This window comes from Bradyrhizobium sp. UNPA324 (assembly GCF_006658635.1).
GTDB lineage: Bacteria > Pseudomonadota > Alphaproteobacteria > Rhizobiales > Xanthobacteraceae > Bradyrhizobium > Bradyrhizobium nanningense.
Genome location: NZ_LFJD01000004.1, coordinates 3731270 through 3751332, shown reverse-complemented (window position 1 = coordinate 3751332; position 20063 = coordinate 3731270). Strand labels below are relative to the sequence as shown.

At 65.4% G+C, this 20063-nt stretch carries 19 protein-coding genes; 8 read left to right on the top strand and 11 right to left on the bottom strand.

All coding sequences use genetic code 11. From position 1 onward, the window contains the following. Positions 1-12: 12 nt before the first annotated feature. From UNPA324_RS18200 to UNPA324_RS18185, 4 genes are read left to right on the top strand one after another with little or no spacing between them, the layout of a single operon-like run. Entirely contained in the window at positions 13-954 is a 942-nt protein-coding gene (locus UNPA324_RS18200) for an ABC transporter permease (protein WP_128922569.1), read from the top strand. Further along, positions 951-1874 carry an ABC transporter permease gene (locus UNPA324_RS18195; RefSeq protein WP_128922568.1) on the top strand — a complete coding sequence of 308 codons (924 nt, stop codon included), beginning with the start codon at positions 951-953 and terminating at the stop codon, positions 1872-1874. Before UNPA324_RS18200 ends, UNPA324_RS18195 begins: the two co-directional genes overlap by 4 nt. Positions 1875-1905: 31 nt before the next feature. Further along, a complete protein-coding gene (locus tag UNPA324_RS18190; RefSeq protein ID WP_181769430.1) occupies positions 1906-2895 on the top strand; it encodes an ABC transporter ATP-binding protein in 990 nt (329 codons plus the stop codon). Further along, a complete protein-coding gene (locus tag UNPA324_RS18185; protein ID WP_141935262.1) occupies positions 2892-3884 on the top strand; it encodes an ABC transporter ATP-binding protein in 993 nt (330 codons plus the stop codon). Before UNPA324_RS18190 ends, UNPA324_RS18185 begins: the two co-directional genes overlap by 4 nt. A gap of 91 nt (positions 3885-3975) precedes the next feature. On the opposite strand, the gene UNPA324_RS18180 is transcribed toward UNPA324_RS18185, so the two are convergent. The 11 genes from UNPA324_RS18180 to UNPA324_RS18130 form a co-directional block, all read right to left on the bottom strand. Continuing rightward, positions 3976-4263 (bottom strand): YciI family protein, encoded by a 288-nt coding sequence (locus UNPA324_RS18180; protein ID WP_128922565.1) that lies wholly within the window; start codon positions 4261-4263, stop codon positions 3976-3978. Positions 4264-4334: 71 nt separating this feature from the next. Further along, positions 4335-5309 (bottom strand): sugar ABC transporter substrate-binding protein, encoded by a 975-nt coding sequence (locus UNPA324_RS18175; protein WP_128922564.1) that lies wholly within the window; start codon positions 5307-5309, stop codon positions 4335-4337. A 43-nt stretch (positions 5310-5352) separates the two neighbouring features. After that, the gene (locus UNPA324_RS18170; RefSeq protein ID WP_128922563.1) at positions 5353-6330 is read right to left on the bottom strand and encodes an ABC transporter permease; all 978 of its coding nucleotides are present in this window, start codon (positions 6328-6330) and stop codon (positions 5353-5355) included. Beyond that, positions 6327-7277, bottom strand: a complete 951-nt coding sequence (locus tag UNPA324_RS18165) for an ABC transporter permease (protein WP_128922562.1) — start codon at positions 7275-7277, stop codon at positions 6327-6329. The genes UNPA324_RS18170 and UNPA324_RS18165 overlap by 4 nt, the downstream gene beginning before the upstream one ends. After that, positions 7270-8793 (bottom strand): sugar ABC transporter ATP-binding protein, encoded by a 1524-nt coding sequence (locus tag UNPA324_RS18160; protein ID WP_141935261.1) that lies wholly within the window; start codon positions 8791-8793, stop codon positions 7270-7272. The genes UNPA324_RS18165 and UNPA324_RS18160 overlap by 8 nt, the downstream gene beginning before the upstream one ends. Positions 8794-8803: 10 nt before the next feature. Then, entirely contained in the window at positions 8804-10198 is a 1395-nt protein-coding gene (locus UNPA324_RS18155) for an FAD-linked oxidase C-terminal domain-containing protein (protein ID WP_141935260.1), read from the bottom strand. Between the two features lie 61 nt (positions 10199-10259). After that, positions 10260-11144 (bottom strand): intradiol ring-cleavage dioxygenase, encoded by an 885-nt coding sequence (locus UNPA324_RS18150; RefSeq protein ID WP_141935259.1) that lies wholly within the window; start codon positions 11142-11144, stop codon positions 10260-10262. A gap of 15 nt (positions 11145-11159) precedes the next feature. Further along, a complete protein-coding gene (locus tag UNPA324_RS18145) occupies positions 11160-12062 on the bottom strand; it encodes an NAD(P)-dependent oxidoreductase (RefSeq protein WP_141935258.1) in 903 nt (300 codons plus the stop codon). A gap of 21 nt (positions 12063-12083) precedes the next feature. Continuing rightward, entirely contained in the window at positions 12084-13448 is a 1365-nt protein-coding gene (locus tag UNPA324_RS18140; protein WP_141935257.1) for an amidohydrolase family protein, read from the bottom strand. 4 nt (positions 13449-13452) lie between these two features. Continuing rightward, positions 13453-14532: a maleylacetate reductase gene (locus UNPA324_RS18135; RefSeq protein WP_128922556.1), complete on the bottom strand. Its 1080-nt coding sequence runs from the start codon at positions 14530-14532 to the stop codon at positions 13453-13455. Continuing rightward, positions 14529-14852 carry a Dabb family protein gene (locus tag UNPA324_RS18130; RefSeq protein ID WP_128922555.1) on the bottom strand — a complete coding sequence of 108 codons (324 nt, stop codon included), beginning with the start codon at positions 14850-14852 and terminating at the stop codon, positions 14529-14531. Before UNPA324_RS18130 ends, UNPA324_RS18135 begins: the two co-directional genes overlap by 4 nt. A gap of 107 nt (positions 14853-14959) precedes the next feature. Between UNPA324_RS18130 and UNPA324_RS18125 the strand changes: the two genes are divergently transcribed. From UNPA324_RS18125 to UNPA324_RS18110, 4 genes are all read left to right on the top strand, one after another. Further along, a complete protein-coding gene (locus tag UNPA324_RS18125) occupies positions 14960-15883 on the top strand; it encodes a LysR family transcriptional regulator (RefSeq protein WP_128922554.1) in 924 nt (307 codons plus the stop codon). Positions 15884-15896: 13 nt separating this feature from the next. Then, on the top strand, positions 15897-17342 hold the full coding sequence (xylB, locus tag UNPA324_RS18120) for a xylulokinase (protein WP_141935256.1): 1446 nt from the start codon (positions 15897-15899) through the stop codon (positions 17340-17342). A 140-nt stretch (positions 17343-17482) separates the two neighbouring features. Continuing rightward, positions 17483-19006: a sugar ABC transporter ATP-binding protein gene (locus tag UNPA324_RS18115; RefSeq protein WP_141935255.1), complete on the top strand. Its 1524-nt coding sequence runs from the start codon at positions 17483-17485 to the stop codon at positions 19004-19006. After that, positions 18999-20039, top strand: a complete 1041-nt coding sequence (locus UNPA324_RS18110; RefSeq protein WP_128922551.1) for an ABC transporter permease subunit — start codon at positions 18999-19001, stop codon at positions 20037-20039. The genes UNPA324_RS18115 and UNPA324_RS18110 overlap by 8 nt, the downstream gene beginning before the upstream one ends. The last annotated feature ends 24 nt before the right edge of the window (positions 20040-20063 follow it).

Sequence of the window (20063 nt, the reverse complement as noted above, 5' to 3'; positions counted from 1 at the left end):
CGCTGAGGCCAGATGCTCTCCTTCATCCTCCGTCGCATCGTCGCGACCCTTCCGGTCATGGCTATCGTCGCGCTGTTCGTGTTCAGCCTGCTCTACATCGCGCCGGGTGATCCTGCCGTGGTGATCGCTGGCGACCAGGCGAGTCCGGAGGATGTAGAGCGCATCCGCCAGAGCCTCGGTCTCGACCGACCCTTCCTGATCCAGTTCGGTGGCTGGGTCTGGCGCATCCTGCACGGCGATCTCGGCACCTCGATCTTCACCAACCTGCCGGTGTCGGCGATGATCGGACAGCGCCTCGGACCGACGCTGTCGCTGATGATCGTCACGCTGCTGCTCACGATCGCGGTGGCGGTGCCGCTCGGCGTCGTGGCGGCGTGGAAAGCGGGCAGCCTGATCGACCGCGTCATCATGGGCTTTGCCGTGTTCGGCTTCTCGCTGCCTGTCTTCGTGGTCGGCTATATGCTCGCCTACATCTTCGCGCTCGAGCTCGAATGGCTTCCGGTGCAAGGCTACACGCCGCTCAGCTCAGGCTTCTGGCCGTGGCTCGAGAACCTGATTCTGCCGGCAATCGCGCTCGGTTGTGTCTACATCGCGCTGGTCGCACGCATCACCCGCGCCGCCATGCTCGAAGTGTTGCAGCAGGACTATATCCGCACCGCCAAGGCCAAGGGCCTCGGGCAGGGCGGCATCCTGTTCATTCACGCGCTCAAGAACGCGGCGGTGCCGATCGTGACGGTGATCGGAATCGGCATCGCGCTCCTGATCGGCGGTGCGGTCGTGACGGAGAGCGTGTTCGCGATTCCCGGCCTCGGCCGGCTCACGATCGACGCGATCCTGCGGCGCGACTATCCCGTCATCCAGGGCATCGTGCTGCTGTTCAGCTTCGTCTACGTCCTCGTCAATCTGATGATCGACGTCATCTACACGCTCGTTGACCCGAGGATCCGCTATTGACCGACACGACCGTCGATCCGCAATCGCTTCCCACCGGCCTCGTCCTCGCGCCGCAATTGCCGGAGATTCTCCGGCCGGTCAGGATCCGACGCGGCTTCGTCGGCCTCCTCCGCGGCCATCCCACCGTCGCGATCGGCGCCGCACTGCTGCTGACGCTGGTCCTGATCGCGATTTTTGCGCCATATCTCGGGACGGTCGATCCGACCGCGCTCGCGCCAGCCAAACGCACGCGGGCACCGTCGGCTGATTTCTGGTTCGGCACCGACGTGCTCGGCCGCGATATCTATTCGCGCGTGCTGTTCGGTGCGCGGGTTTCGCTCACGGTCGGGCTATCGGTCGCGATCTTCGCATCCGCTGCGGGGCTTGCCATCGGCATGGTCTCCGGCTTCATCCGCTGGGCCGACGGCATCCTGATGCGCTTCATGGACGGTCTGATGTCGATCCCGCCGATCCTGCTCGCGATCGCGCTGATGGCGCTGACGCGCGGCAGTGTCGGGAACGTCATCCTCGCGATCACTGTCGCCGAGATCCCACGCGTCTCGCGTCTCGTTCGCAGCGTCGTGCTGTCCTTGCGCGAGCAGGCCTATGTGGATGCCGCCGTGGCCTGCGGCACGCGCACGCCCATGATCATTTTGCGCCACATCCTGCCGAACACGGTTGCGCCGATGCTGGTGCAGGCGACCTATATCTGCGCCAGCGCCATGATCACCGAGGCGATCCTGTCCTTCATCGGCGCCGGCACGCCGCCGACCATTCCATCCTGGGGCAACATCATGGCCGAGGGCCGCGCGCTGTGGCAGGTCAAGCCCTACATCGTGTTCTTTCCGGCGGCCTTCCTGTCCATCACCGTGCTCGCGGTGAACCTGCTCGGCGACGGCCTTCGCGACGCGCTCGACCCGCGCATGGCCAAGAGCCTGTGATGTTGCCTGTGATGGATCGAGGCTGATCACGATGGCATTGCTCGAAGTCGACAATCTCCAGACCCATTTCCGTACCCCCGGCGGCATCAACCGGGCGGTGGACGGCGTGTCCTTCCATGTCGACGAAGGCGAGACGCTCGCCATCGTCGGCGAATCCGGTTGCGGTAAGTCGGTGACCTCGATGTCCCTGATGCGCCTGATCCCGGAGCCGCCGGGCAGGATCGCTGGCAGCATCCGCTTTGCGGGCAAAGATCTCCTGAATCTGTCTGACCGCGAGATGCGCGCGATCCGCGGCAACGACATCTCGATGATCTTCCAGGAGCCGATGACGAGTCTCAATCCGGTCCTGACCGTCGGCCGCCAGATCCGCGAGACCCTGATGATCCATCAGGGCCTGGACAAGCAGGCCGCCGAGACACACGCGATCGAAATGCTGACGTTGGTCGGCATTCCCGAGCCGAAGCGGCGGGTGCGCGAATATCCGCACCAGCTCTCCGGCGGCATGCGCCAGCGCGTCATGATCGCGATCGCACTCGCCTGCAATCCGAAGCTCCTGATTGCGGACGAGCCCACAACCGCGCTCGACGTGACGATCCAGGCGCAGATCCTCAAGCTGATGCTGGATCTGAAGCGCCGGGTCGGCGCCGCGATCATCCTGATCACCCACGATCTCGGCGTCGTCGCCGAGATCGCTGAGCGCGTCATGGTGATGTATGCCGGCCGCAAGGTCGAGGAAGCGCCGGTCGCCGAGCTGTTCCGTTCGCCGCGCCATCCCTATACCCAAGGCCTGTTAGGTGCGGTGCCTCGGCTCGGCTCCTCGCTGACGGGCACCGCGAGGCGGCTGGCCGAGATTCCCGGGCAGGTGCCCGATCTGCGCAAGCCGATCAGCGGCTGCGTCTTCGCCGGCCGCTGCGCGCTCGCGACCGATCTTTGCCGTCAATACGCGCCGGGGCTCGAAGAGAAGGGCCCGCGCCACATCGCCGCCTGTCACTACGCGGCCAAGGGAGCCGCCGCGGCATGAGCCCTCCGCTACTCCAGGTCAACGACCTCAAGAAGCATTTTCCGGTCAAGGCCGGCCTGTTCAGCCGCAAGTCCGAATTCGTCTATGCGGTCGACGGCGTCTCCTTCGAGATCGCGCGCGGCGAGACGCTGTCGCTGGTCGGCGAGTCCGGTTGCGGCAAGTCGACGGTCGGTCGCGCCATTCTGCGGCTGTTCGACATCACCGCCGGACAGGTGATCCTCGACGGTCAGCGTATTGACGATGCCGCACCAAGCACGATGCGCCAGATGCGCCGGCGCGTGCAGGTCGTGTTCCAGGATCCATTCTCCAGCCTCAATCCCCGCATGCGGGTGCGCGACATTCTGGCCGAGCCGATCCGCAATTTCGGCCTCGCCAAATCCGCCGAGGATCTCGAAGTTCGCCTCACGGCGCTGATGGACACCGTGCGACTGCCGCGCGAGGCATTGAACCGCAGGCCGCACGAATTCTCCGGCGGCCAGCGTCAGCGCATTGGCATCGCGCGGGCGCTGGCGGCCGATCCCGAGCTGATCGTATGCGACGAGGCGGTCTCCGCGCTCGACGTTTCGGTCAAGGCGCAGATCGTCAATCTCTTGCAGGATCTCCAGAGCGAGTTCGGCCTCGCGCTCTTGTTCATCAGCCACGACCTCGCCATCGTCGAGCACATGACCCACCGCGTCGCGGTGATGTATCTCGGCAAGATCGTGGAGGTGGCGCCGCGCCGCGAGATCTTTGCTGCGCCCAGACATCCCTATACCAAAGCGCTGCTGTCCGCGGTGCCGCTGCCCGAACCTGGCGCCCAGCGCAATCCCATCATCCTCAAGGGCGACGTGCCGAGCCCGATCAATCCGCCGAAGGGATGTCGCTTCCATACCCGCTGCCCGTTCGTCTTCGACCGCTGCCGGGTCGAAGAGCCGGTGCTTCGCGCGGCCGGTCCTGAGCAGTGGGTGGCCTGTCATCTCGAAGAGGGCGCGGCGACGACGAGCAGCTAGAGGGTGAAATTCGCGTTGGAAATTCGTCAGCAAAAACAAGCCCGGTTCTACTGTGCATGGGGTTGTTTTCGCGCTTTTGATGGGGCTGATCTCAACCCTGCCGGCGCAGGAAGCCCGTGATCGTGACCTTTTCCCAGATGCCGGCGGCGGCAAACGGATCGGCGCGATTGAAGGTCTCGACCTCGGCGCGGCCGGGCGCCTCGACCAGGAACAGGCTGCCCATCATCGTCTGGCTGTCGTCGGAGACGAGCGGCCCCGACATTACGATCTTGACGCCGAAGCGCGAGGTATCGCTCAGAAACGCCTTGTGCGCATCGTAATTGGCGAGCCGGGTCGGCAGCGCGCCGGCGCGGTCGACGGCGTGAATGGCGAACAGCATGGGGTCTCCGTTTCTTGACCTTGGTTCTTGGGACGGCCGCCGAAGCGACCGCCCGGATGTGATGGATGAGCTTACTTGGCCCCGAGCTTGCTGGCGTCCTCGAAGGTCGGGCAGGTGCGCTGCTCCAGCGGCACGTCGAACGGCTGGTAATTGTCCTTGGTGATCACGGTCGGCTTCAGCACGATCTCGGCGATGACCGGCTGATTGCGCAAAGCGCGGATCGTCATCATGGTGCCGAGGCAGCCTTGCGCAAATCCGTTGTAGTCGCCGCTCGCGAGCAGCTTGCCGGACTTGATCGCGTCGATCGCCTCCTTGGTGCCGTTGATGCCGATCACCTGCGCCTTGCGGTTGGCGCCGTCGAGCGCCTCGATCGCGCCGACGGCCATGGCGTCGTTGGCGGCAAGCACGCCGTCGATCTGCGAATTCGACTGCATTAGGTTCTCCATGACCTGGAGCGCCTGCAGCCGCTGGTAATTGCCCGGTTGCGAGGCCAAGAGCTTGGCGCCGGGCGCCTCCTTCAGCGCGTCGTTGAAGCCGCGGACGCGGTCGACATTGGTCAGTGATCCCTTGACGCCCTCGATGATGACGATGTTGCCCTTGCCGCCGAGCGTCTTGAGCAGAAAGCGCGCGGTCTCCAAGCCAAGGCTGTAATCGTCGGCGCCGACGAAGGACAGGAATTTTCCGCCGGCGGAACGGTCGGTGATGTTGACGACGGGAATCTTGGCCTCGTTGATCTTCTCGACGCCCGGCACCATCGCCTTGTAGTCGACCGGCGTGAACACGATCGCGCTCGGCTTCTTCACCACGACGTCCTCGATCTGGCTGAGCTGCTCGGGGATCGAATCCGGCTTGGTCGGGATGTATTGCAGCGTCTTCGCGTTCAGCGCCTTCGCCATGTTGTCGGCGCCGACCCGCACCGTCTGGAAGAACGGGTTGGTCTGGTTTTTGGTGAAGACGGCGATGGTCTCGCCGTCGGCGCGCACCTCGCTGGTGAGCGCAGCCGCCATCAGCAGCGGCAGCGCAAGGTAACCCAGTTTCTGTTTCATATTGCCTCCATCCCTCGTTTTGCTTGTTGGAACGCTTAGAAACTCATTGCGTGCGCCGGCGCGTCTTCATGTCGAGCCAGACCGCGAGAATGACGATGATGCCGGTGACGAGCGGCTGCCAATTGGCGCTGACCGAGAGCAGGTTCATGCCGTTCAGCACCAGGGTCAGGATCAGCGCGCCGATGAAGGTGCCGAACACGGTGCCGACGCCGCCGAACAGCGAGGTGCCGCCGATCAGCACCGCCGCGATCGCGGGCAGGGTCAGGCTTTCGCCGATGTCGGCTTCGGCTGAATTGAGCCGCGACAGGAAGATGATCGAGGCGAGGCCGGCCATGATGCCGGAGACGGCGTAGACTAGTAGCAGGCGCCGCGCCACCGGAATGCCCGAGAGGCGCGCCGCGACCGGATTGGCCCCGATCGCATAGATCTCCTGGCCCCAGATCGTGCGCTGCGCGAACAGCGTCCCGATTCCGAGAAACACCAGCAGCAGATAGACCGGAATCGGCAGGCCGAACAGATAGCCGCTGCCGATCTGGCGGAAACCTGCCGGAAAGCCGTGCAGCGTCTCGCCCGCCATGTACCAATAGGTCAGGCCGTTCAGCACCCAGAGCATGCCATAGGTGGCGATGAAGGAGGGGATGCGCAGCGCCGTGACCATGATGCCGTTGAGGAGGCCAACGAGCCCGCCGCAGGCGAGCCCGGTGAGGATGCCGAGCGCCGGCGAGCCGGTCTTGTGGATCACGGTGCCGGCGATGCAGGCGGACAGCGCGACATTGGCACCGACGGACAGATCAAGGCCCGCGGTCAGCACCACCAGCGTCAGGCCGGAGGCGATGAAGAAGGTCAGGCTGGCCTGGCGGAGCACATTGAGGATGTTGCCGAGGCTCAGGAAGGAATCGCTGAGCACGGCAAGCACCGCGCAGATCAGGAGTGCAGCGAGCAGGCGGTAGAACACCTGGATCGCGTCCTGCGACAGGAAGGAGCGGGGCGGCATGATCGCCTCTTTGGTGATGTCAGTCATGCGCGGCTCCTGAGACCATCGAGGAACAGCGCGACGATGACGAGCACGCCGACGCTGGCGACCTGCACCGAGGACGGCAGCGAGATCAGGTTGAGCCCGTTGCGGAGTACGCCGACGGAAAGGACCCCGAGCAGGGTGCCGAGCAGCCAGCCATTGCCGCGCTCGAACGAGGTGCCGCCGACGGCGACGGCGGCGATGGCATCGAATTCCAGGCCGAGGCCGGCGGTGGGGTGCCCGGAATTCATCCGCGCCGTCATCAACAGGCCAGCGATGCCCGCCATGGCGCCGCCGATCGCGTAGACCGCGATCAGCAGCCTGCTCGGCGACAGACCGGCATAGCGCAAGGCTTCGCGGTTGCCGCCGAGCGCGAAAATGTAGGTGCCGAAGCGGGTGTGATAGAGCAGGCCGTGGAACGCTGCGTAGGTGACCAGCGCCATCACGATCGGCACGGGTATGCCAAGCAGCGTCGCCGAATAGATGTCGCGCACGCTGTGAGGGATGCCGACCACGCTCTGGCCGTCGCTGACGATCAGCGACAGGCCTTGCGCCATGCCGAGCGTGCCCAACGTCGCGACGAACGGCGGAATGCCCAGGATCGCGACCAGCCAGCCGTTGACCGTGCCAAAGGCCGCACCGACCAAGAGGCCGGCGCCCAGGCCCAGCAGCATCGACTTGGTCGCAAGCGAGACGATGGCGACGCAAAGCGAGGTCAGCGTCAGCACCGCGCCCATCGACAGGTCCAGCCCTTCGGTCATGATGATCAAGGTCATCGGCAGGGCGAGCATGGTCAGGATGGTCGACTGCACCAGCACGTTGGAGAGGTTGGCGACCGACAGGAAGCCGGGCGCGATCGCGCCGAACAGGGCGATGAGCAGCACCAGCACGATGGCAACGCCGGGAATGCGTTGCAGCGGATGGGGTTCTGAAGCGACCGCGGCCTCACGCATGATGCATCCCCAGTCGCACGATGTTTTCCTCGGTCAGTTCGTTTCGCGTCAGATGCCCGGCGATGCGACCCTCGCGCATCACATAGGCGCGGTCGCAAACGTGGCAGATCTCGATCTGCTCGGACGAGATCATCAGCGCGGCCGCGCCTTCGGCGACGAGGCGGTCGATCAGCGCAAAAATCTCGGACTTGGCGCCGATGTCGATGCCGCGCGTCGGCTCGTCGAAGATGAAGAGTTTTGAGCCGGCCGCCAGCCATTTTCCGATCACGACCTTCTGCTGGTTGCCACCGGAGAGCAGGCCGACAGTCTGGCGCGCGCTTGGTGTCGCAATGCGGAGTTGCCGGATCAGGCCATCGGCGGTGCGCTGGGCCGAGCGTTGGTCGAACAGGCCGCTCGGAAAGAGTTTCCTCAGCGCCGAGACCACCAAATTGTCGCTGACCGTCCGCAGCAGCGCGAGACCCTCGCTCTTGCGGCTCTCCGGGATCAGCGCGATGCCGCGGCGGGCAGCGAGGTCCGGCTCGCCCGAAATCGTCTTGCCGTCGAAGATGATCTCGCCTGACGTCACGGGATCGGCGCCGAAGATGGCGCGTGCGACCTCGCTGCGGCCGGAGCCGACCAGGCCGCACAGGCCGACGATCTCGCCCCGGCGAACCTCGATGTTGATGTCGGAGATGCCGGTCGGCGCGGTCAGGCCCTTGACCTCCAGCAGTACCTCGCCCGGCTTGTCGGCAAAGTGGCGCGGATAGGTCATGTCGACGTTGCGGCCGACCATCATGCGGACGAGCTGGTCCGGCGTGACGTCGGCGGGCCTGACGCCGTCGATGCGGCGGCCGTCACGCAGCACAGTGATGCGATCTCCGATGGCGAACACCTCGGCCATGCGATGCGAGATATAGACGATGGCGACGCCGTCGGCCTTTAGCCGCGCGATCAAAGCGAACAGCAGCTCGGTCTCGCGGTCGGACAGTGCCGCGGTCGGCTCGTCCATGACGAGAATGCGGGCGTCCTGGCTGATCGCTTTCGCGATCTCGACCATCTGTTGCTGCGCCACACCGAGCTTGTCGACGATGGTGGAGGGATCGATGTCGAAACCGATCGTATCGAGCACGCGCTTGGCATCGGCCAGGATCTTGCGGCGGTCGATGGTGCCGGGGACGCGTCCCCCCGGCTCACGTCCAAGGAAGATGTTCTGGGCGATGTCGAGATAGGGGACCAGCGAGAATTCCTGGAAGATCACGGCAATGCCGAGCTTCTGCGCATCCGCGGTCGATGAGATCGCGACGTTCTCGCCCTTGTAGAAAAACTCACCGGCGTCAGCGCGATAGGCGCCGCACAGCACCTTCATCAGGCTCGACTTGCCGGCGCCGTTCTCGCCGAGCAGCATGTGCACTTCGCCGGGGTAGACGGCAAAGGACACGTCATCCAGCGCCTTGACGCCGGGGAATTCCTTGCGGATGCCGCGAAGCTCCAGCAACGGCATGGGCGAGGTGACCTCGATCGGGAGCGCGTCGCTCATGCCTTGTCACTCATGCCTTGGCTCCGCGCGCAAAGATCTTGCCAGGATTCATCAGTCCATCCGGATCGAGCGCGCGCTTGATCGATCGCATCACGTCGACGGCCTCGCCGAGCTCGTCGGTGAGATAGTCGATCTTTCCGAGCCCGATGCCGTGCTCGCCGGTGCAGGTGCCGTCCATCGCGATGGCGCGGGCGACCATGCGGGCCTGCAGCGCCTTGGCGCCTTCGGCTTCCTCCGGCTTGGCCGGATCGATCAGGATCAGCATGTGGAAATTGCCGTCGCCGACATGGCCGACGATCGGCGCGGTGAAGCCGTGCTCGTCTGCGTCCCGCCGCGTCTCGGTCAGGCATTCAGCCAGCCGCGAGATCGGCACGCAGACATCGGTGATCACCGCGCGCGCGCCGGGCCGCAGGCCCAAACCGGCATAAAGCGTGTTGTCGCGGGCGTGCCAGAGCCGGCTGCGGTCCTCCGGTGCTTTGGCCCAGGCGAAGCCATGGCCGCCATGATCGGCGGCGATCGCCTGCGCGGCCTCCGCCTGCTCGGCGACTGACGCCCCGGTACCGTGGAATTCGAAGAACAGGGTAGCGGTCTCGCGATAGCCGAGCTTGGCGTAGGCGTTGATGCCGCGCATCATGACATCGTCGAGCAGCTCGATGCGGGCCACCGGGATCGCGGACTGAATCACCGAGATCGCGGTGTCGACGGCGTCATGCAGCGTGTCGAAGCTGCAGACGGCAGCCGAGATCGCCTGTGGTACGGGATGCACCTTCAGCGTGATCTCGGTGATGACGCCGAGCGTGCCTTCCGCGCCGACGAACATGCGGGTCAGGTCATAGCCCGCTGCCGACTTTCGCGCACGCCTGGCGGTGCGGATCACGCGGCCGTCCGCCAGCACCACCTCGAGCGCCATGACGTTGTCCTTCATGGTGCCATAGCGCACGGCCATGGTGCCGGAGGCGCGCGTCGAGGTCATACCGCCGATCGAGGCGTCGGCGCCAGGATCGATCGGGAAGAACAGCCCGGTGTTACGCAGCTCCGCATTGAGCCGCTTGCGGGTGATGCCGGGCTGCACCACGACATCCATATCGCTGTCGTGCACGGCCAGCACCTTGTTCATCCGCGCGAAGTCGAAGCAGACGCCGCCCGCGACGGCAGCGGCATTGCCTTCGAGCGAGGTGCCGACGCCGAACGGCACGATCGGCATGCCCGCGCCCGCGCACAGCTTGACGATCTCGACGACCTCCTGTGTGGTTTCAGGAAAGACGACGATGTCGGGCGGCAGGCTCCGGTAGTGCGACTCGCTCTGCCCATGATGATCGAGCACGCCGCGCGCAACGCTCGCGCGCGGGCCGATCATGCCGGTGAGGCGATCGGCCAAAATGCTCGCGCTGACCTGCGGTCCCATCCTCAGCTCCCTGTCTACCCCGATCGCGGACTCTTTCCGGTCCTCTGTGTTGTCGTCCGGCTTAGGCGGCTCTTGTGTTGCTCGCAACCTGCTTCAAACCGAAATCATAGTTGAGATGAAAATATTCGCGCTCCACCATGCGGCCATCCGGTGCACGGCCGGCGGGATGACGGACGAACTCCCGGATCAGGCTGTCCTTGACGCCGAACACCACGTCGCTGTCGAGATATCGGTCGCCGGCAACGAACACGTGCGTCACCAGCTGCTCGAAGCCGGGCGCCGAGATCATGAAGTGAACATGCGCGGGGCGCCAGGGATGGCGTCCCTGCGCCTCCAGCATGTCGCCGACCGGGCCGTCATGGGGGATCGGATAGGCGGCAGGCTTGATCGACCAGAAATGGAAGCGGCCATTGGCGTCGGTATGGAAGCGCGCGCGCATCGCGAGATCGCCGATCTGGTCGAGCTGCTGCACGTCGTAATAGCCGTCGTCATCGGAGTGCCAGACGTCGACGACGGCACCCGCCAGCGGCTTGCCGTCGACGGTCGAGACCGAGCCGGTGACCAGCATCGGATCACCTTCCATCGGGCCGGAGATGTCGGCACCACTTTCCTTCTCCGGCGCGGCCTGCACGAAGAATGGCCCGAGCACCGTGGTCTCGGTCGCGCCTTCCGGTACCGGATGGTTGATCGCATCGACCAGCATGGAGACGCCGAGCGTGTCCGACAGCAGGATGAATTCCTGGCGCTTGTCGTTGCACATGTGCCCGGTGCGGGTCAGGAAATCGATGCCGAACTGCCATTCCTTCTGGGTCGGACGCACCTCGCGGACAAAGGCGTGAAGATGCCGGACCAGCGCTTCGCTGACCTCTTTGATGCGTCGATCGGTTGAACCCGCGATCCGCTCCAGCACTGCCTCGGTGATCGTGTTCTCGTTGAAGTTACGCATAGGAGGCTCCGCGGATCAGAGTTTTGGCTCGCCGAGGCCGGACAGCCGCTCGAGATGCTTGACGGTGGCGATGAAATCGGTGTCGCCGTCGCCCTGCGCGACCAGCGAGCCATAGGTCTCGCGCACTTGGGCTGCGAGCTGAAGCGGCACGCCGACGGCATGGCCGGCACCAAGGATCAGGTCGAGATCCTTGGCCATCTGCTTGCAGGAGAAGGTCGACTCGAAATCGCGCGTCCTGAGCGGCGCGGTCTTGTACTTGACCATGGGTGAAGCGACCGCGCTGTCGTCCAGCACATTCAGGATGTCCTGCCAGGCGATGCCGCCCTTGCGCGCCAGTGCCAGGCTCTCCGCCATCATCGCCGCCGACACGGCGATCATCAGATTGACCGAGAGCTTTGCGTAGCGCGCTTCCTCGGCCGGCCCGAGATAGGTCTGGGCGCGGGTGAAGGCGCCGAACAGCGGTTTTGCGTTCTCGAAGGCGTCCTTCGGCCCCGAGACGAAGCAAGTTAGCGCGCCGGTATGAACGATGCTGGCGTTGCCGGAGACCGGCGCACGAAGATAGGCAATGCCACGCGCCTGCGCGCCGGCGGCGACTTCAGTGGAGGCTTCGACGCTGACGGTGCTGGTCTCGATCAAGACGGCGCCCGGCGCCATCGCGGCGATCAGGCCGGCGGGGCCGAGCATCGCGCCGCGCAACGCCGCGTCATCGGGCAGGGAAGTGACGACCGCGGCCTTGCCGCTGACGGCCTCGGCCGGCGATGCCGCGATCGAAATGCCTTGGGCGCGCGCATCATTGAGCCGCGCTGCGCTCTGATCGAACGCGGTCACGGTGTAGCCGGCCTTGGCAACGAGCACCGACATCGGCAGGCCCATCTTGCCGATCCCGATGAAAGCAACGTTCTTCGAAGCGTCTGTCATTGTTGTTATCCGTTGGCGCCTTCAGGCGGCGCGCCCCTGTCGTTCGATGTCCTGCACCAGCCGCCGGCCGGACTGCGCCAGAAGTTGTTTCTTCGTTTCAAGCCCCTCGACCAGCAGCTGGCCGTTCCGCTTCTTCCAGGCGCCGCCGATCATGACGGACTCGATGTTGGCAAGGCTCGTCTGCATCACAACGGTGGCGACGGGATCGTGCACCGGGTGGAGATTGAGATCGCTGGCGTTGATGATGACGAGGTCGGCGAGCTTGCCCGGTGTCAGCGATCCGATCTGGTCTTCGCGGCCGAGCATGCGGGCGCCTTCCGTCGTGATCCAGCGCAACGCCTCGCGCACCGGGATCGTGGTCGTCGCTGGAATGGTGCCGCTGGTCTTGCGCGATTCCGCATTGTCGAGCGCCCGCTGCATCGACAGCGCGACGCGGGCGGCCGAGAAGAGATCGCCGGCCAGAATGGATTCAAGGTCGATGCCGATGGTCGGGCGGACGCCGCGCTTGAGCAGCCGGCCGGTGATCGGGAAGCCATGGCCCTGGATCATCTCGTTCTCCGGCGTCACCGAGAACGACACGCCGAGATCGACGAGACGATCGAGTAGATCATCAGGCAGGTCGTTGCCATGGACGATGTTGATGCCGGGGCCGGCGAGGCCGGCCTCGATCAGCTTTTCCCAGCCGCCCGGGGTCTTGGCCGGACCGCCGCCCTGATGCATCGATGCGGTCAGGTTCAGCTCCCGCGCCAAACGAAAATCGTGCATGGCAACGTCGAGCGTCGAATAATGCGGGCCGAGAATGGCGAGTCCCAGCGTGACGAGGCCGTCGCGGTCGGCGAGGAGGTCTGCCAGCAGCCGCTCGACCTCGCGGCGCGGATGCGGCACTTCCGAGAAATGTGGCTCGCCCGGCTTCGGCTCGGGTTTTGGCGAGCCGTGGAAGAAGGCCGCGCGGATGCCGCTCTCAATCAGGCCGCGGACCGCAGCGTCGGTATGATCGGGCGTCGGATTGTTGTGGCACCAGTCGACCAGCGTGGTGGTGCCGCAATTGATCTGATTGAGCGCGCCGACGAGCGTTGCGATATGGATGTCCTCGGGCCGGAATACGGTGGCAAGTCCAGCATGCATGCGGCGGAAATATTCCAGCAACGTCCAGTTGGCAGCAAAGCCGCGCAAGCCTGTCTGCCAGGTGTGCATATGCGCGTTGATCAGTCCGGGAATGACGATGCGGCCCTTGCCGTTCACGATCTCCGTGTCGGCTGCGACGTCGATCGAAGGCCGCACGTCGGCGATGCGGCTGCCCTCGACCAGCACGTCGCCGGTCGCGAGGTCGCCGATCGCGTCATCCATGCTGATGACGATGGCGGATCTGATCAGTGTGCGCCGCATCGCGTCAAGCCACAGCTTTGATGGAGGCCGGCGGCTCGCCGGCCCAGGCGCGTGCGATCAGGTCGCGAATGGCGTTGCGGTCGAGCGGGCGCGGATTCCAGTAGGCATTCGTCACCGCGAGATCGGCCGCCTTGTCGATGCCGCTTTCGGGCATGCCGACGTCGCGCAGCGCCAGCTTCGCGCCCAGCCGCTTGGCGAGATCGTAGAGACCTTGCGGTGCGTCAGCCGCGCCGATCGCCCGCGAGATGCGCGCCATCGCCTCGGGCACGGCCGGGGCGTTGTAGGCAAGCGCGTGCGGCAGCACGATGGTGTGCGTCTCGGCATGTGGCAGATCGAAAGTGCCGCCGAGCGTGTGGCAGAGCTTGTGATGCAGCGCCATGCCGACGGTGCCGAGGCAGACGCCGCACAGCCAGGCGCCATAGAGCGCTTCGGTGCGGGCCTCGCGATCGTCGCTCCTGGCGGCGATGGCGGGCAGGGCGCGTGCCAGCGCACGGATGCCTTCCTCGGCCATCAGCGATGTCACGGGATTGGCGTCGCGTGCATACAGCGCCTCGACCGCATGGGCGATCGCGTTGATGCCGGATGTTGCGGCGAGACGCGTCGGCAGCGTCAGGGTCAGATCGACATCGTAGATTACGGTCTCCGGCAGGATCGCCGCATCGCGCACCGTGGTCTTCAGGCCGTTCTCGGTCTGGCCGACGATCGGCGTCATCTCCGAGCCGGCATAGGTGGTGGGAATGCAGAGCTGGTTCACGCCGGTGCGCAACGCCAGCGCCTTGCCAAGGCCGGTGGTCGAGCCGCCGCCGAGCGAGACGACGCAGTCGGCCTCGCACGCCTTCATCGCCGCGAGCGCACGCTCGGTGACCTCGACCGGCGTGTGCATGGTCGCGCCGGGAAAGATGCCGGCATAGAGCGGGCCGAGTGCAGCACCAAGGCTCTTGCCCTGCGCCTCCTGCTGCGGCGTCGTCAGCACCAGCGCGCGTGTGCCGCCGAGCCGCTCGACCTCGGCCTTGGCGCTCGCCAACGTTCCGCTGCCGAACACGACGCGGCAGGGCAGGTTTTCAAAAGTGAACGAACCGATCATGCGCCGGTCTCTTTGATGGGATAATCAACCTGGAAGCGCCCGATCCGCAAGTCGCCCAATGCCTCGCGGACCCGCAGATGCTCTGGATGGTTGGCGTAGGCGCTGAGCGCGGCTTCATCGGTGAATTCAGAGAACAGGACGACGTCGCAGGCGTAATCGACCGCACTGACATCCATGCCGACTTCGATATGGGTGAGGCCGTCGATGCGGCCCTTGAGGCCCTCGAACAGGGTCTTGACCTTGATCCGGGCGGCCGAGCGCTCCTCTTGGGTCTCCCCGCGCAGCCGCCACATCACGATGTGCCTGATCGGGCCCGACATTTCCCTGCTTCCTCGCCTGCCATTGTGCTTTGTTGGCATTATTTTGCCTTGCAGAAATCGGAAATAAAGATCAAAATTTGTAAGTCTCTTTTCCTAATTCCGCAAAAATGGACCGGCTACTCCAACTCGAGGTCTTCTCCAAGACTGCTGAACTCGGCAGCCTTTCCAAGGCTGCCGAAATCCTGCGGATGTCGAACGCGGCCGCAAGTCGTCATCTCAGTGCGCTGGAGGAGCGGCTTGCGATCCGGCTGATCGAGCGCAATACGCGCCGGCAATGGCTGACCGAGGCAGGACAGGAGCTGTTGCAACGCTGCAGCCCGCTGCTGAACGAGCTCGCCGAAGCCGAGGACGCCGTCTCCGACCGCGCCTTGTCGCCGAAGGGCATGCTGCGCGTCACGTCTTCGCTGTCCTTCGCGATGATCTATCTTGCGCCGATGCTGCCGGCCTTCCGCGCGCTCTATCCGGATCTCAGCGTGCAGATCATCAGTGCCAATCGGTATCTGGACTTCATCGAGGCCGGCATTGACGTCGCGATCCGCACGCGCGAGCACGAGCCGGATTCCAACATCATCGTCCGCCGCATTGGCCAGATGCACCGCGTGCTGGCGGCAGCTCCCTCCTATCTGGAGAAGCACGGCCGGCCTGAGCATCCTGCCGATCTCGCCCGTCACGACATGCTGATCTACAATCTCGCCAATGATCCCTATTCGCTGCGGCTGAGCCAGGGCAGCACGACGCAGACGGTGCGGATCGCGCCGACGCTCGACAGCAATGACGGCCAGATCATTTGCGGCGCGGCGCGTGCAGGGCTCGGCATCCTGATTCAACCGCTCTACATCGTGCAGGGCGATATCGCGGCCGGCCGGCTGGTGCCCGTCCTGAGGGACTGGCAGCTGCCGCTGCTCACCATGAACATTGCCTACCAAAACCGCGTTAGGCTGCCGGCCAAGATCAGGGTCTTCTCGGATTTCCTGGTCAGCTACATCCGCGAGCATTCGGAGCCGGGGATCTGGATCGACGCGGCGAAGTGAGTGGGAAGCATCCATGTATCTCGGCATCGATCTCGGCACCTCCGCAGTCAAGACCGTTCTCGTCGACGACGCCCAGCGCGTGATTGCAAGCGAGAGCCGGGCGCTGACGATCGCCTCGGCGCAGCCCGGTCATTCCGAGCAGGACCCCGCGCAATGGATCGATGCGACCTTCGCCACGCTGGATGCCCTGAAGGCGAGCCATGCCGGCGCGATGGCGGCGGTCGCAGGCATCGGGCTGTCCGGCCAGATGCACGGCGCCACGCTGCTCGATGCGAGCTTAAGGCCCTTACGGCCCTGCATCCTCTGGAACGACGGACGTGCCGCCGCGGAGTGTCGTGTCCTGGAGCAACGCTGGCCCGCCTTGCGCGCGATAACAGGCAACAAGGCGATGCCGGGATTCACCGCGCCAAAACTGCTCTGGATCGCGACCCACGAGCCCGACATTTTTGCAGCGACCAAGCTCGTGCTGCTGCCAAAGGCTTATTTGCGCCTGGTGCTATCGGGCGAGGCGGTCGAGGACGTCTCGGATGCATCGGGGTCGCTATGGCTCGGCGCCGCGCGCCGGGACTGGTCGGACGCCGCATTAGAAGCGACCGGCCTGACGCGCGAGCACATGCCGCGTCTGGTCGAGGGCTGCGCGCCCGCTGCAAGGCTGCGGAGTGAGCTGGCGCGGCGCTGGGGCATGACCGGGCAGCCGGTGATCGCGGGCGGTGCCGGCGACAATCCGGCGGGTGCCGTCGGCATCGGCGCGATCCGGCCGGGAACCGCCTTCGTATCTTTGGGAACATCGGGTGCCCTGTTGGCACCGACCGGCACCATTGAAGCTAACCCGGACCGCGCCGTGCACACCTTCTGCCACGCCATTCCCGGCATGTGGATTCAGGCCGGCGCGATCCTGTCGGCCGCCTCCTGCCTGGCCTGGGCCGCGCGCCTGTTCGGCGTCACCGAGGCCGAGTTGCTGGCACCGCTGGGATCGCGCCCGCAGGCTCCGTCGCCGGTGAGCTTCCTGCCTTATCTCGCGGGCGAGCGGACGCCGCACGACGATCCCGCCGTGCGCGGCATGCTCGATGGCTTGAGCCATGGCACCGACCGAACGGCGATCGTGCAGGCGGTGCTCGAAGGTGTCGCCTTCGCGCTGGCCGATTGCCGCGACGCGCTCGCGGATGCCGGCATTGCGATTGCGGAAGCCGACGCCATTGGCGGTGGGTCGCGGTCGCCATTCTGGCTCTCGGTTCTCGCAAACGTGCTGAATGTTCCAGTCCATCGCTTTGCCGGAGGTGAGACCGGCGCGGCGTTCGGTGCGGCGAGATTGGGGCGACTTGCTGTCACGGGTGAGGCGATCGCCGCCGTGTGCACCCGGCCGCAGCGCATCGAGACGTTTGAACCCGACGCCGGGCTGGTCAATGCCTATGCCAAGCGGCTTCCCGCGTGGCGCGAACTGTATCGGCCGCGCCACTAGCTGGCCCAATCTGGTTTGCATACTTCGGTATACTGGCCTTCGGTATTGCCCTGCGTCGCTCGCTTTTGTTTAATGACCAAACCGCGCAGACAAGAAGGTTGAGACGCGGGTGGGAAACGCATTGTGCGTCGGGAGGCACGATGAACGATCCGATCCTCGAGATGCGCGGGGTCTCAAAATCCTTTTTCGGCATCAAGGCGCTGCGTGCCGTCGATCTCACCGTCTATGCCGGCGAAATTCATGCCTTGATGGGTGAGAACGGCGCCGGCAAATCGACGCTGATGAAGATTTTGTCCGGCGCCTACAAACCCGATCCCGGCGGCGAGATCCGCATCGAAGGACACCCGGTACGGATCGAAGGTCCGCTCGGCGGACGCGCGGCGGGCATCTCCATCATCTATCAGGAGCTGTCGCTCGCTCCCAATCTCAGCGTTGCCGAGAATATCTATCTCGGACGGGAGATATCGCGTTCGGGTTTGCTGGCGCGCGGTGTCATGCGCGAGGGCGTCGGTCCGATCTTGAAGCGGTTGGGCGCAGACTTCCTGCCATCGACGCTGGTGGCGCATCTGTCCATGGGCCAGCGGCAGCTGGTCGAGATCGCCCGCGCGCTGCACGCCAGATCAAAGATCCTGATCATGGACGAGCCGACCACGGCACTGTCGGCGGGCGAGAGTGCGCGGCTGTTCGCGCTGATCCGCCAGCTCAGGGCGGAGGGGCTCGCCATCATCTACATCTCGCATCGCATGGACGAGGTCTACGCGCTCGGCGACCGCGTCACCGTGCTGCGCGACGGCCGCCTGGTCGGCTCGCTCGACAAGCCCGAAATTCGTGCCGACACCATCGTGCGGCTGATGGTTGGGCGCGACGTCTCCTCGTTCTACAAGAAGGACCACGATCCCGACGCGGGGCGCGGGCACCCCGTGCTTGCAGCGATCGACATGGCCGATGGCCAGCGCGTCAAGGGCTGCTCGCTCACCGTGCATGCGGGCGAGGTGGTCGGGCTCGCCGGCCTGATCGGCGCCGGCCGCACCGAGCTTGCGCATCTCATCATCGGCGCGTTGCCCAAAACCTCCGGCCGCCTCGAGCTGGAGGGCCAGCCGGTCGAGATTCGCACCCCCGGCGAGGCGCTTGAGGCCGGCATCGCCTATCTGACCGAGGACCGCAAGGCGCTCGGCCTGTTCCTGGACATGTCGTGTCTGGACAACATCAACCTCGCGGTGCTCAGCCGCGATGCGAAGCTCGGCTGGTTCCTGGACCGCGACAAGGCGCGCGAGCGCGCCGGCAGGGCCTTCGCAGGCCTCAGCATCCGCGCTGCCAATGTCGGCGTCCCAGCCGGTGGCCTCTCCGGTGGCAATCAGCAGAAGCTGCTGCTGTCCCGGCTTCTCGCCATCGCCCCGAAGGTCCTGATCCTCGACGAGCCGACGCGTGGCGTCGATGTCGGCGCCAAGTCCGAGATCTATTCGATCATCGACAATCTGGCCAAGGCCGGCACCGCCAGCCTCGTCATCTCGTCCGACCTGCCCGAGATCATCGGCATTTGCGACCGTGTCGTCGTCATGCGGGCCGGCCACATCGCCGGCGAGGTGACGCGCGGCCCCAATTCGCCGCTGACACAAGAAGACATCATGGCGCTTGCCACGGGGATGGAGCATCTCGATGCCTGACAACGGTGCTGCGGAGATCCAGTCCGCCCCGACGACGACCAATGCTGCTGCCGCCGAGACAAAGCGCCAGCGGGTGAGGGTGCTGATCAGCGCGCTCGGCATGCTGCCGGTGCTGTTGATTCTCTGCATCGGCTTCCATTTCCTGTCCGAGGGACGCTTCTTCACCGGACAAAATCTCGGCATCGTGTTGCAGCAGGCCGCGGTGAACACCGTGCTTGCCGCAGGCATGACCTTCGTCATCCTCACCGGCGGCATCGATCTCTCGGTCGGCTCGATCCTGGCGGCCTCCGCGATGGCCGGCTTGACGCTCTCCAAGCTGCCGGAGCTTGGAGTGCTGTGGCTGCCGGCCGCGCTGCTCACCGGCCTTGGCTTCGGTGTCGTCAACGGCGCGCTGATCGCGCTGCTCCGCCTGCCGCCTTTCATCGTCACGCTCGGCTCGCTCACCGCGGTGCGTGGCCTCGCGCGACTGCTCGGCGCCGACACTACCGTGTTCAATCCGTCCATTCCCTACGCGTTCATCGGCAACGGCTCGCTGACACTCGTTCCCGGCGTCGCGTCGATCCCGTGGCTCTCGGTGATCGCCTTGCTCGTCATCCTGGTCTCGTGGCTGGTGCTGCGCCGGACCGTGCTCGGCGTGCACATCTACGCGGTGGGCGGCAATGAGAGCGCGGCGCGGCTTGCGGGCATCAAGGTCTGGGCCGTGCTGATCTTCGTCTACGGTGTTTCAGGGCTTTTCGCCGGGCTCGGCGGCGCCATGCAGGCGGCGCGGCTTTATGCCGCCAACGGCCTGCAGCTCGGCCAATCCTACGAGCTCGATGCGATCACCGCGGTGATCCTGGGCGGTACCTCGTTCGTCGGCGGCATCGGCTCGATCTGGGGTACCCTGGTCGGCGCGCTGATCATCGCGGTGCTGTCGAACGGCCTCATCCTCGTCGGTGTCTCCGACATCTGGCAATATGTCATCAAGGGTCTGGTGATCATCGGCGCCGTGGCGCTCGATCGCTACCGGCTGCAAGGCTCGGCCAGAACATGAAGGCGCTGCCAGAACGTGAAGGGT

Bases quoted from the DNA above. Each gene is read 5' to 3' on its own strand.
- xylB (WP_141935256.1), top strand. From the start codon at position 15,897: ATGTATCTCGGCATCGATCTCGGCACCTCCGCAGTCAAGACCGTTCTC.
- UNPA324_RS18140 (WP_141935257.1), bottom strand. From the start codon at position 13,448: ATGCGGCGCACACTGATCAGATCCGCCATCGTCATCAGCATGGATGAC.
- UNPA324_RS18200 (WP_128922569.1), top strand. From the start codon at position 13: ATGCTCTCCTTCATCCTCCGTCGCATCGTCGCGACCCTTCCGGTCATG.
- UNPA324_RS18160 (WP_141935261.1), bottom strand. From the start codon at position 8,793: ATGAGCGACGCGCTCCCGATCGAGGTCACCTCGCCCATGCCGTTGCTG.
- UNPA324_RS18130 (WP_128922555.1), bottom strand. From the start codon at position 14,852: ATGTCGGGCCCGATCAGGCACATCGTGATGTGGCGGCTGCGCGGGGAG.
- UNPA324_RS18165 (WP_128922562.1), bottom strand. From the start codon at position 7,277: ATGCGTGAGGCCGCGGTCGCTTCAGAACCCCATCCGCTGCAACGCATT.
- UNPA324_RS18145 (WP_141935258.1), bottom strand. From the start codon at position 12,062: ATGACAGACGCTTCGAAGAACGTTGCTTTCATCGGGATCGGCAAGATG.
- UNPA324_RS18185 (WP_141935262.1), top strand. From the start codon at position 2,892: ATGAGCCCTCCGCTACTCCAGGTCAACGACCTCAAGAAGCATTTTCCG.
- UNPA324_RS18115 (WP_141935255.1), top strand. From the start codon at position 17,483: ATGAACGATCCGATCCTCGAGATGCGCGGGGTCTCAAAATCCTTTTTC.
- UNPA324_RS18155 (WP_141935260.1), bottom strand. From the start codon at position 10,198: ATGGGACCGCAGGTCAGCGCGAGCATTTTGGCCGATCGCCTCACCGGC.
- UNPA324_RS18125 (WP_128922554.1), top strand. From the start codon at position 14,960: ATGGACCGGCTACTCCAACTCGAGGTCTTCTCCAAGACTGCTGAACTC.
- UNPA324_RS18170 (WP_128922563.1), bottom strand. From the start codon at position 6,330: ATGACTGACATCACCAAAGAGGCGATCATGCCGCCCCGCTCCTTCCTG.
- UNPA324_RS18150 (WP_141935259.1), bottom strand. From the start codon at position 11,144: ATGCGTAACTTCAACGAGAACACGATCACCGAGGCAGTGCTGGAGCGG.
- UNPA324_RS18175 (WP_128922564.1), bottom strand. From the start codon at position 5,309: ATGAAACAGAAACTGGGTTACCTTGCGCTGCCGCTGCTGATGGCGGCT.
- UNPA324_RS18180 (WP_128922565.1), bottom strand. From the start codon at position 4,263: ATGCTGTTCGCCATTCACGCCGTCGACCGCGCCGGCGCGCTGCCGACC.
- UNPA324_RS18110 (WP_128922551.1), top strand. From the start codon at position 18,999: ATGCCTGACAACGGTGCTGCGGAGATCCAGTCCGCCCCGACGACGACC.
- UNPA324_RS18135 (WP_128922556.1), bottom strand. From the start codon at position 14,532: ATGATCGGTTCGTTCACTTTTGAAAACCTGCCCTGCCGCGTCGTGTTC.
- UNPA324_RS18190 (WP_181769430.1), top strand. From the start codon at position 1,906: ATGGCATTGCTCGAAGTCGACAATCTCCAGACCCATTTCCGTACCCCC.